Origin of the sequence: Nordella sp. HKS 07 (assembly GCF_011046735.1) — a bacterium.
In the GTDB taxonomy this organism is placed as follows: Bacteria; Pseudomonadota; Alphaproteobacteria; order Rhizobiales; family Aestuariivirgaceae; genus Taklimakanibacter.
Window position 1 is genome coordinate 3,816,109 of the sequence record NZ_CP049258.1, and the last position, 12,108, is coordinate 3,828,216.

A 12,108-nucleotide genomic window follows, 5' to 3' on the forward strand; every position below is an offset into this window, starting at 1 on the left:
TTTGATTCCTGCTGGAATTGGCTCAATAGCCCCAAAGCGTCTGGGTAGAGGGCACAAAGTTCTTCGGATCCATGCTGAATCGCATACCGTTGTTGCCACAGAAAGCATCGCCTGCCGCCCAGTCGGGAGACCATGATGAAAGGCCGGTCTGCGGATGTGATTTCAGTGCCCGGCAAATCGTGGCTTCGAGTATTTTGAACTGATTGGTCGGCTTGTACTGCATTTTCAAGATGCCGTCAGCGAAGGGGAGAAACTGCAGGGCACCATCTGCATCGACATACGCTTCCTTGAGCGACGTTACGAAAGAGTCGGAGTAGTAGGCGATGCCGGTGACCCCGTAGATTGGGTGCCCCTGGTTCGGAAAGGCTCTTATCCCCCTGTCGAAGGTCAGATACGCCGACGGCTTCCGGGTCGCGCTGAGCGCCGTGGGCTTGCCGTTCACCGTTCCGCTGTTCAAGGTCACGACAGCAGGCCCGCCGCAGTTCAGATAGGTTAGATAGAAGTGACCCTTGCCTGCTTGAAGGATATCGCCTGAGCTATTGACGGCCTCCTGGAACCTGAAGCCAATTTTCTGACCGAGTGTCGAGCAATTCCCGTTCGGGAGAGCTGTGCTCGTGATGTCCACCCACTTCTCGCTTGCTGGATCAAGCTTGTAAATGCTGCCGGTTCCGCGACTGTTGTGGAAGAAGAGGAACGTCTCGCGCGCCAAGCTTCCGGTCATCCCTGTCCCCCAAGACGCGAGCGAGAGGGATGAATTGTCATGCGCAACAAGGCCGACTGAAGGGCTCGCGTCGTTCCAGAGTGCGCCGCGCAGGATCGGCACCTGAGTCGTACCAGCAGGCTTGCTTGCCCACCGAAGTTCCCTGGTATTGGTGTCGATCCAAAACAACGCCAGGTGCTCATTGACCTTGTCACCGGTAAGAAGGGGAGCCCGTACAATCTCGTATTGCAGGTCGCTTCTCGGTGAAGAACTGAGTTTGAGACCGCCGACAAGGGAGGGGCCGGTGCCCATCAATCCTGTGGAGTTGTTCTGACTGGAGAGATGATAGAAGTGGATATTGCTATCGCTCGAGTTGCTGGCGGCAATTTCAATTCGGTCCGACAACGCTGTCACGGCGAAGCGTTTGAGACCGTGTATCAGAGAAACAAGTGCCGCGTTCGACCAGGTGATGCACGGAGTCGTTGTGCCAGGGCCCCAGCCGTTTCCCAGGAACTCCATGCCCGCGCTGCTCGCGCATCCACCAATCGACTTGTCACTGCCGACTCTGCCCGCTCGGTAATAGAGCCTCGTCCCATATGAAGGATCCGTTTTCGCATAGAAGATGTACAAGAAGCTGTTGGGGGCGCTGCCCAGGCGAACCATCTGGGGAGCGCCAACAATGGTGCCAACGACGTCGCCCGAGCCCACCCCGAAGCTCCCGCCCGCGGTCCCGTCGGTCTTCGAGATGGTCTGCTCGCCCTGAACCGGGGCATCGTTGTCGGTTGGACCCGCCGAGAGGTTCGCCTTTACCCGACCGCCGGTGGCGCAATTGGTGATGACTCCATCCCGGTTCCAATCAACGGTATTGGCGTCAGACCAGATTCCGTGTTTGTTTAGCAAGTAGGTCTGGTAGCTCGGGTCTGAGAGCGCCGTTCCGATCTCATTGCTCGACTCGCAAAGACTCGAAGAGTTGATCCCACTTTCCAGGAATTGGTTCCCGAGGAACTTGGCATCCGGATTTCTCCATTGGGTATAGGAAACCAGTGCGGGCGTCACCACCGAACTGTTCAGCCCACCCCTAACGCTCTCGTGGCCAATAAGCAGCGTATGGTTGAACTCATGCCAGGTCTGGTCGTTAAATCCGAAACTGCCTGTGCCTGCTGTCCCATACTCCACGACGGGGAAGAACCAGGGCTCCTTTCGATTGTCGTGGCCCGGATACTGGAGCTGCCAAGTGCTGCGAGCAGCTGCCGCTCCGTGCGTTCCGCCATTGCCCCAATTGCCATAGAGCGTTTCATAACCGGCCTGAGGGGCACGCCCAATGTCAAGGTGAACGTTGATTCCATCTTGGTTGTCCTTATTGCCGATTTCCGAGGCGAGCGCTCCGGAAAAGAGCCCCTGGACTGCCAAAGCATAGGCATGTGTGAAGGGGTTTACGCCAATCTCGTCTATATAGTCGAGTTCGAAGAAGATGTCCTTGTGGCGCGGATTGGCCCCCCATTTGGGAAAGAGGAAGGATGCGGCTGGCGCAGTTTGGCCGTTCTGTACATTAGGCGGAACATCCACCCCAAGTACCTCGACTCGGTCCTCAATCCCGTCGCGGTCCGTGTCGCTTAGGTTGAAGACTGTCGCACATCGTGCTTGGACATTCTTCATGTCGCATATACCGAGTTCGCGCTCCAAACCGTACCCTAATCCATCGCCGTCATTGTCGCGAAACACATCGTTCACGTATAACACCGAGGGTCCGCTGATCCCATTCACGGTGCCAACCACAATTCGAGATGTCCCTGCACCAGTGATCCGAGAGGCTCGACCTATTCCACTATCATCATCAAATCCCTTAAGATAATTCAAGTTGTCGAGCGCAAGGATGAATGTGTCATCAACTCCGCCGGGCAACGCGACAGTCTCATATCGAAACGGGGATAAGTTGGTTGAGCGAGGAACATCGACTACGGTTCCCCCAAACGAGAAGTTCACATTTTGCCTAACGACTGAACCATTCTCCCGAACGGTCAGTGTGGCCGTGCCAGGCGCGGCTCCAGGAGCTGCGTGAACGAATAAGGTATATGCCCCTCCTTTACCGGCAGGAACCACGTAACTCAAAGTGGGAACCCTTGAGGCAAGCATGTTCTGCCCCAGAGGCGTAACGTTTCCGTGGACGTTGCTCCAGAGATGCATGAAAGGAACAACTCCAACAAGATTGGATAGTGAAAAGGAGTAGGACTGACCATCTCGGAGAGAGATGGGGTGACGTCCGATGGGAGTCGCAGATACCTGAAAACTATAAGGCCCACTAGGTGCGTATACCCAGCGCTGATTGCGACCCAAATGACAAGGGTATTGCTGGATCAACACCGCATCCTGAGTACTGCCCGAAGGAACATCAAGACAATAACCCGAATGCTTTGCAACGATGCGCACTCCGCCCGCCGGGTCCGCCTGCGGCTCAAGGCGGAATAGCTGATTGTCACGGTAGTGGCAGGTATACTGCTGCAGCGTCCCACCCTGTGCTCCACCAATGCGGACATCAAGACATAGGCCGCTGTTTTGATTCACGAAGTACACATATCCTGGTGCGCTTGCGTCTCGTGCCATCCATTTCTGGTTTGCGCCTTCGTAACAACTGTATTGCCTCACATCTGCGCCAGAAGTCAGACTGCCATTCCCGACGTCCAGACATTTTTCCGCTGTTAAACTAACGATTTCTGTTCCAATGTCGGGCTGCGCGTGACTCTCTCGCAGATCAGAAATTATAGAAGTGAATATGGCCAAAAAGACAATCACTCCCTTAGCCATGTTTACCTCCTACATTTCGATTGTTGGTGGCGGTGCGGAAGGCTGAGAGAAAAGATTTAATTGCGGAAAGCGAGACTTGGAGTGCCCCATCGGGAACATGCCTATGGGCTTCGCGATGCAAGCATTGCTACGCTGGCGCCTCAATAAGACAGAATGTCGTGCCACGTCTCTCATCGAACCAATAGGTGAGGAACTTCACCCCAAACTTAACCTGAATTTCCAGGTCCTTGCGGTGCGCCTCTGGCACCTCGTCCGCGGTTCCTCCGGCTATATCGCGCCGGTCCATAAAGTGGGCAAGTCGGCTCCGACCGTGATTGGTGCGGGCCTCCATTATCCATAGAGCAGCACAAACATCTTATGGTTCGGCCCATGGAGTCGTCTGTGACATTCCCCACAGTTGTCATCGAACTTGCCCTTCATCTGAATCACAGGGCCGTCATCGAGACCCACTGCCGCCAACCGCTGCAGTTGGGGTTGATCGATGCGGCACAGGCCGTTGAGCCAACGAAGAAGTTGGGATTAATCTGGAGGGTATGGACATCTGCTGCCAGCGGGCCGGTATTGCCGATTTGTCCGCTCTCGCTGGTCACGCCGGTAATGGTGAATGATCCCGTAGTGGACGAGATCGCACCGGATGGGCCGTGGCCGCGATGTCATCGGTGTTTAATTTCGTACTTGTCTCGGTGGTCATGCAATCCCATCTAGCGCGGCGTCGTACATCAAGAAAAGTCCAACTTTGGCTACCGATACGCGAAGAGCATTTTGGTGCGGGCGCTTACCGACGACGAGTGGCCGAGGGCCCTGGCGGGGTGGCATCGGAATATCTGGAGCCTTTACGCATAGAACCTCCTTCCATTCGGGATTCGGATACCTTGCCTCAAAGCAGCCTTTCTTGGGGCGGCGCGAGCTCAATGGCGTACTGCCATTCTTCGCGCTCCTGGGCGTTACGAGCTCGCGGGGTTTGTTGATCTTTGGGGATGGGAATTTCACCGTTTCCCACGGCGGTTACTTGCCCCGCAAACGTTTCCGTCGAGGAGGTCGCCAACGGGAAGAGGATCGTCGACGACGTGGCGACAAATCTCGCCCAGCCGGCGAGATGTTGAAGCATGGCCCTCATGTCAGCTACTCCATCCTTCTTGATCAAAAGCGAGCTTAGGTTTCTCGCCGGTTTTCCACATGAGAGATTTCCGGCGATAGAGCGGTGTGCGCCAGACTTATGGCCAATGTCGGCGTTGGGTCGGAAGCGTGGCTGGAGCAATCGGGCACTGTCCACTTGGCCAAGGGACTGTTTCACTCCTTCAGGGCCGCAGGTTTTTTTGCGGATCTCGGCCTATTGCTGCGCGTTGTTCTGGTGACCGCAGCGCAAGAAAATTGATTTGACGTGAGGACGTCTTGCATTCAAGGTTTTGCAGTCAGACAACGACCGTGACCTCTCGTGACGTCGAGGCGGCAGGTCGGAGAATCGCTGCGCCAGTTACGTGACAAGGTTCGGTGGTCGAATGTGCCCAGTTCATCTGTGCACTGGAGCTATGGAGCGAGGAGCCCTGAAACTCTTTACCGGAAACACAATGGACGTAATGCGTCCATGGTAGCTGTCGTCGTGGATGGCCTTGCGCGTGCAGCAAGCGTGCCGCAGCCCTTCAGGAGTGAACGCCGCCGATAATCAGCGACGTTGACAGCAGATGTGTTCGCCTGTGTCCGGCTGGGAGGGTCCCTCTATGCCCACAATCGACGCATTCAATTACAGCCTGTTGAGTTCAGCGGAATCGTCAACCAACCACATCCGGCTCGACTCGAAGAAGGCACCCACCATTTTTTCATTCAGTACCTGACAGGAGAATTCTTTTTTCTCAGCATGACCGTCTGGAGAATCATGGAGACACAATCATGAATTCTATTTCGCAATTCTTACCACGACTGTTAATGAGCGAGGACGTCTGACATGGTAAAACCACCGGTAAAACTTCCCACAAAACCACTCCCGATCAAACCAGATGTGCCTCCGCCTGACCGCGATCCGCTCTTGACCAGGGCAAGCATAAGCTTTCACACGAACGACGATGATAAGAACACCAACACTCAGGTAAACGTAGCTGTGAGAGTAGATGAGGACCGCATAGCTGTGGCCGCAATTTCAGGACACTTCAATCGGTTCGGAGACCACAGCGACGCAGGACCATTCACCTTGCTAATTCTGGCACCGGTTCGAATGGAGAGGCTCAAGAGCGGACGCGTCGAGGTCCACCTAACTGCCTCGGCCGCAGATGGATTGACCCTCCCGGACGACACCTGGAAATTCAATTTTTTTCTGGACCTACTTTTCGCTGACGGTGGGCACCTCATTGCTGAAGCTAACGGATTGGAGCTAGGTATACTGACCAACCCATCCCAATCCTTCCTCATTAATTAGAGATTCGTTCAGGAGAAGACAAAATGGCCGACGATGCGGGTTTGGAGCGTGTTAGTATCACGTTTCATACAAACGATGAAGATAAGGACACTGACACTCATGTTGAAGTTAGCGTCGAGATGTTTGACAACACCGTCGTGGCCATCCTTTCAGATGATCTCGGGCATTTCGACGACAACAGTGACGCTGGTCCGTTCTTTCTGGAACACATTTCACCAACAACTAGAGGTGCGATGAAGTCGGGTCATGTTTCCATTAAGTCCGTCCCCAACGGCGATGATACTTGGCGCTTCAACTTTTTACTTAATCTCCAGTTTCAGGATGGGTCACATCTCATTGCCAGAGCCAATGGCCTTGAGTTGAGTGAGACGCTTCCAAAACTGTCATTCGGAATTGAATGATTGTGATCAGGGCCAGTCTTATGAAGGCCCAGACCGCTTGCCTTGCGGTACAGGACCAGCGCCTCGTTGGCGTTGCCCTGGGATTTTGAGCAAGCGGCCAACGCTGTACTGGGATGCTCATTGCCGGCTTCGGCGGAATCTTGAGTTGGACTACTATGACCTTTGGCCAAGTCCGAGTTGGGCGATTCTAGCCTCCTCCTTCGTCGCGGCGATCTTGGGGTGCCGTGACGATGCCGCGGTTCGCACCTCCCTCCGGGATGACGCACTTGTCTTTCTGTAACGGCTTTTCGGCATGGCCGTCGCAAAGATCGGCTACCGGTTCGCCCTCCATGCCGACGAGATGTAGTTCATCGTCCGTCGGCTTCGCCGACCCCCCTAGATAATGCGCGCAGACAAGTCGCGCGAGTTCGTCAAGCTTCAGGACCACCGCCCGCCTCACATCCCAGATGCGGGCGGTCTTGTCCCGAGAAGCCGTCACCACCCGCGTGCCGTCCGGCGAGAAGGCGGCTGACCAGACAGCGCTCTCATGGTGCAGGGGCTCGCCCAAGGGCTTGCCCGTCGCTACATCCCAGAGGCGGGCTGTCTTGTCCGAAGACGCCGTCACAACCCGCGTGCCATCCGGCGAGAAGGCGGAAGAGCGCACCCCTTGATCATGCACCAATGCGAAAAGTTGGGGTATTTTCTGCAGGCTGTTCGCCAGTGCGATTTCAGCAAAGTGGTTGGCATCAAACGGAACTGCCTCGTCGCCAAAACAGACACCAATTGGCCGTCGAGCATCCCGCATCACCACCGCGAAGGGCGACTCGTCACTCTTCTGCAAGGCAAGCAATGCAAGGCGCAAGCTTGAATCAAAATACCCAAGCGTAGTCTAGCCGCGGGGGGAAACGTGGTTTGGTCGATCCGGCAGGTCGATCTTATGCCCAGTAAAGACGAGCGATTGGGGAAGGCCCATTATCACTTCTCTTCATTCTGATTTGGACCGCTTGCAGGTGAAATCCTATCGCCAGCAGCGTCCGACACTGTCGGTTACGTCCACGATCTCCGACGCAACCGACTCTCCGCCCAGTTCAATCACGACAGAGGCCAGTTTCCCTAGGTCGTTCAGCAGGTCACCCCGTGTGTACTGGGCAATGGCGGGAAGGAACTTTCCCCACGCCTCCGCAATCAGGGCAGGCTTAGGCCGGAAGGCTTGATCGGCAAGCCACCTGAGCGCGTCTGCCGGTGGCGCGTGTTTGATTAAACACCTCATGGCTACGTTCGCGAAACCGAGTTCTGCAAGGCGTGTGCCAGCAGCAAACAATATGTCAGTATTGCCTTCTTTTATGATCGCAGCCAGCTGCGATCGCAGAAGTGGCTCGGACAAGTGGCGCGCTAGCGGGCGCGCCGATGCGGCACCATGAACTTCAATCATCCGGCTCACCAACGCTGTCCGTTCCGAATCGGGCAAGTGTTCCAGCACGTGGTTGAGGAAGTGAGCCAGTTGTTTCGGATCCTGTTCCATATCCGAGAAATATGAGCGCACTTCCGCCAACGTGTCTTCAGGAGCAGAGGACAGCGCGGCTGTTAGGATTTGATCAAAGGCCTCTTCCCGAAGCTCCGGCCCCATCCTGGACTTATGCTCGCGCCAGAGCATAAGAGCCTCCTTGGCCGCGCGCGAGCGCTCGGGTTCCTCCAGCTGCGGCGCCAGTTGGCCGAGCAGCAGCATTCGAGGAATCCAGGAAAAATCCTGAACGGGAACCTTGTAGGCCTTAGCGAGGGCGGCTTTTCGCAAGTGCATCGGCAAATAGGGTGCCAGCGTCGCGTACAGCCTCTCGGTAGCGCGGTTCAGAGGCTCGATGGCGTCAGCAGCCGCGAGTGCCTCCGCAAGGCCTCGTTCCGACAGGGCGGGAGCCAGCGCGGCCATCGCTCGGGCGCGATACACGATCATTTCCTTTCCCATTGATCTGGCAACGGAAGCGAGGGCTTCGTCCTCATAACCTAGCTCCGCCAGCCTGCGTCCAAGCAAGGCCGCGGCGCCTGCCCGCTCTTCCATTCCCAGGCTGCTGCTGAAGCGGCCGCCAGGGTCGATGAAGCCTCCGGGGTCGATGTATCCAAGGTCCTTTCCAATTCTGCGGGTCCGGATCAGCAGTGACGCCACGTGGTTTGCGGGCAGGAAGCGCGCGAATCGAGCCAACGCGGACGTCTGCTCCTCGCCATCATCGATGACGCGGGCCAGACCGAGGAGAATTTTCAGTTGTGCTGCGGGCAGATGTGGCGCCATGGCCTCAAGGAGCTGCACCCATTGGTCGGTATGATCGGTGCTGGTAAGCGAGCGTACGATGAACAGGGCCTCCTCGACGCGTCCCAATGCAGCCAAGCGAGGGGCCAGCCCTAGCATCGCGGGTATCCGAGCGTTCGCTATGTCCCGGGACTTGGCGGTTGCTTCGTTGTAGACGCGCCGCCGCACGTCTCGGTCGAGTGAATCGGAAAGACGCAAGGCCGGATCCAACCAAGGCGCCGGCAGGTAGGGTGCCATCCGGCCGAGAGCCACGTCCCTGCGGACGTTGAGCTTCTGCACCAGCGCGAAGGCCCGCGCGCAGTCGCCCGTCTGGGCGCAGCGCACCGCGACGGTGATCATGCCTTCAGGATTCCAGAGTTCGATGTCGCCCAGCTTTCTACTGATGAAGCTGTCCGCGAGCCGCCGCAAAGGATCGCCGTCGAGCTTCGGCGCCAGATGGCCGAGCGCTTCGGACTGATACACCGGCACGGTGCAACTGAGAACATCGTCTACGAGGCTTTTCCAATGCTCGGCCTTGTCCTCGTCCGACGCGGCTTCCGCAAGACGAATGCGCGCCACCGTCCCCTTGACCGGATATTCGTACCGCGCGGCGGCTGCGTGTCGCAGGGCTTCAGCGATCACGGCCTTCCGCTGCTCTCCTTCCAGGTAGGGAGCAATCGTCGCCTGAATCCCGTAGCTACGGCTGTCGCTCAGGCGCTTGACGATCGCGTCGAAGTCACCGCGGACCCTGCGCTGGCACGCGGCCGGCGCGTTGTTCGCGAGTGTCTCCATGATGTCGAAACGTCCCTCCCAATCATCCCGACCAAGGGCGAACTGCATGGCATGTCGACATCCGGCCGATGTCAGGAATGGGGCAACGCGCTCGATGCAGCCCTTCATATCCGTCAGCTTTTCGATCTGGAGCGCCGCGTCGAGTGCAGCCTCCGATGCACCAGCTGGGACGAGTTTGCCGGCGCTCGCCAACAATTCTGTGATGGACTGACAGCGTTGCCCGGGATCTTCAATCTGACGTGCTGTATCGTAGGCCTCCCTAACTGCCCCCGCTCTGTGAGCATCCGGAATGTATGCAGCAAGAACGGTCAAGGCTCTGGCACGCTGGATCGGGTCCAATATCCGGCGCGCATACATCAATGCGTGGTCGACCGGCCATACTTCCCTCTGAACCAGCGCCGACAAGATGGCCGGCGGCAAGCGACCGGCCATGCTGTTGATGGATGCCTTGATCAGGGCATATCGAATCTCCCAAGCTACTGTGGAAGACTTCTTACCGCTTCTGACACGTTCCTTGGTGATTGTCCTGGCCAGGTGCCAGGCATGGTGGAGATCCGCGAGGTAGTTGTCGAGCAGCGCGGTTTCCTCATGGGCCGTGTACCAAGCGTTCTCGACGCGCCAATGGTGCACTTCATGTAATCTGCCGATGATCCTGTCGAACAGCCCCAGCCAGCCAGATCGTCGCCGGCGGGTAATCTCCTCGTGGCGCCATTCAAGTGCGAGCAGGGCGTGCAGCTCATCGTGGCGCGCGGCACGCTCGAGATGCACCACCAGGTGTTTCAATCCATATCGCTCATCGAGTTCGCGCAGCGAGACATCCCGCAGTCCTGGAAGGTGGTTCTTCAAGCCGCCCCACGCATTCAGGTAACGATTCGTGATCGCGGAGTGAGTAGAGCGCACGGCATTTGCTAGGGAGCGAGTAAAGCTTTGCTCCGGCGCCGTCAGTTGCTTCATGTTGACGTGGCCTTCGAGGAATTCGCGAAGGCTCGCGTGATGCAGGCCGTAGCGCGGCGGAACGCTCTCGTAAACGTTCAGGAACGGAAGCCAGTGTTGCTCCAACAGTTTTGTTAACCCGGGCTCGGGGACATTTGCGAGGGCCGCGAGGACTTGCCCGGATACGGCTTCCTGTGCCGCTGCCAACGCCGCTAGAACCGGCAGGTGCAGCTTGTTCCAGTCCTCGGAATGCCTGGCGCTCCAGGCAAGCCAGTGCCGCGCATAGTATTGCCAGAGCCCATTCGGCAACGATTGCAGATCGTCGAGCTTCCGCTCGCCGCTTTGGATCTCCGCAATGACGTGGTGCAGGTAGATCCAGTTGCCGTCAGATTTGTCCAGGAGAGCGTCGATCGCGGCCTGCACGTCTGCGAATGCCAAGCTTCCAGCGGCCTGGAGCGTCGAGGTCACGTAGACCTCGGCGTCGTGCCGGTTGTCTGTGTTACCCGCTTCAATCTTGAAGACTGTTCGGGGAGCCTGAACGTTGAGACTTACCCCGACGGGTTGTTGCGAAACTACAAGGTAGACCCCGCGGGGAAGCACCTGCGGCAGGCCGAGCACATTTTGACCTTCCGGCGTCCCGGCCTCGTCGAGAGCGTCGACAACAATAATGATTGACCTGCCTGGATCGGTTTCATCGCGGTGTGCCGCAATCCGGAACAACAGCGACTGCAAGTCTGGCCTGTCCGCCGGTTCGGCGAGGTGCGCCGTCGCTAGATCGCGCGGGAGCCGCCATCGATTCACAAGCTGCGCGGCGATGTTGCGGATCGTTTGTGTGATACCCGTGGATCCCCGCGCCTGTTCGCAGAAGTGGTGCACGCAATCGACGTGCTGCGCGTAGTGCGCCAGATAGGCCGTCTTGCCCATGCCGCTTTTAGCTTCGAGCACGAAGTAGCCGCAATCGTTCGACTGTTGAAACGCTTCGATTGCCGCCGTGATCCACTCCCGGCCGACGAATTGCTCCAGTTTGACGCGTCTAAAGACTGGAGTCGGGTCAATATAGGCGTCCGCGAGCTGGGCACTTACGAGGCCGGCGGTTTGGAGCCGCGATACGAGGTCCTTCCCCAGCGCGCTCAGCTCCCGAACGGCGCCGAGGAGCGCGTCGAGATCCCCTTCCGGGCGTCCACCCTGCAGCAATGCTTCAAGCCGGGGACCGAGATATTTGTCGAAAAGCCAGTTATGCAGGTCGGTTGCGACCATGGCTGCAAGATCGTCCGGGCCCGCGAAATAGGTCTTTACTGTGTGCTGTTTTTTTAGTTCCTTCTTTAGCGCACGCAACTTCGCCGCGCTGGCCTTGTCGCGGTCCCGTTGGGTGCTGCGGTCATCCCGTTTGAAATAGATCAAGCACGGCAGCTGCCGCTCGATGGCTCTGCGGTACTCCTGTTCCGTGATTCCGCTACCGTAGCGCCCACCCAGGATCCCGATATACAGCTGGCAGCGGCCAACCTCGGCGAGAGAGGCTTCGGCTGTCGTTTCGTCGCGGCTCCCGAAATATTCCATGCCGACGAATTTCGTCGCTCGCATCTGGTTGACAACCGTTTCCACGGCCTTCCGCTCGGGGCGGAGATCCTTTTTCGTGGAGCTCACGAACACGTGAACGGTCGCTTGCATTCACTCGATTATGCACCCGAGATGACCGTAGATAAAGCTCTCTCCCCAACGGTCCGCATCCTGAGCAACGCTTTCGCAGGCCGGTCCGCGGCTTCTCCTCGATCGGCAAATTCCTCGCGACGCGCCGCATGTTGCGCGCCTCCGG

Annotated in this window: 7 protein-coding genes; 2 read left to right on the forward strand and 5 right to left on the reverse strand. The window is 57.6% G+C overall.

Going from position 1 to position 12,108, the window contains the following annotated elements; genetic code table 11:
- Positions 1-22: 22 nt before the first annotated feature.
- From G5V57_RS17965 to G5V57_RS17975, 3 genes are all read right to left on the reverse strand, one after another.
- On the reverse strand, positions 23-3,502 hold the full coding sequence (locus tag G5V57_RS17965) for an RICIN domain-containing protein (RefSeq protein WP_165168951.1): 3,480 nt from the start codon (positions 3,500-3,502) through the stop codon (positions 23-25).
- 127 nt (positions 3,503-3,629) lie between these two features.
- The gene (locus G5V57_RS35290) at positions 3,630-3,833 is read right to left on the reverse strand and encodes a DUF4242 domain-containing protein (protein ID WP_371744539.1); all 204 of its coding nucleotides are present in this window, start codon (positions 3,831-3,833) and stop codon (positions 3,630-3,632) included.
- A gap of 546 nt (positions 3,834-4,379) precedes the next feature.
- Positions 4,380-4,610 (reverse strand): hypothetical protein, encoded by a 231-nt coding sequence (locus tag G5V57_RS17975; protein ID WP_165168953.1) that lies wholly within the window; start codon positions 4,608-4,610, stop codon positions 4,380-4,382.
- Between the two features lie 834 nt (positions 4,611-5,444).
- Between G5V57_RS17975 and G5V57_RS17980 the strand changes: the two genes are divergently transcribed.
- Positions 5,445-5,912: a hypothetical protein gene (locus G5V57_RS17980; protein WP_165168954.1), complete on the forward strand. Its 468-nt coding sequence runs from the start codon at positions 5,445-5,447 to the stop codon at positions 5,910-5,912.
- Positions 5,913-5,935: 23 nt separating this feature from the next.
- Positions 5,936-6,313, forward strand: coding sequence for a hypothetical protein (locus tag G5V57_RS17985; protein ID WP_165168955.1), 378 nt, complete (start codon positions 5,936-5,938; stop codon positions 6,311-6,313).
- Between the two features lie 187 nt (positions 6,314-6,500).
- Here the strand turns inward: G5V57_RS17985 and G5V57_RS17990 are convergent, their stop codons facing one another.
- Positions 6,501-7,154 carry a WD40 repeat domain-containing protein gene (locus G5V57_RS17990; RefSeq protein ID WP_206530064.1) on the reverse strand — a complete coding sequence of 218 codons (654 nt, stop codon included), beginning with the start codon at positions 7,152-7,154 and terminating at the stop codon, positions 6,501-6,503.
- A gap of 156 nt (positions 7,155-7,310) precedes the next feature.
- A complete protein-coding gene (locus tag G5V57_RS17995; protein WP_165168956.1) occupies positions 7,311-11,963 on the reverse strand; it encodes a DUF4062 domain-containing protein in 4,653 nt (1,550 codons plus the stop codon).
- Between the last annotated feature and the right edge of the window lie 145 nt (positions 11,964-12,108).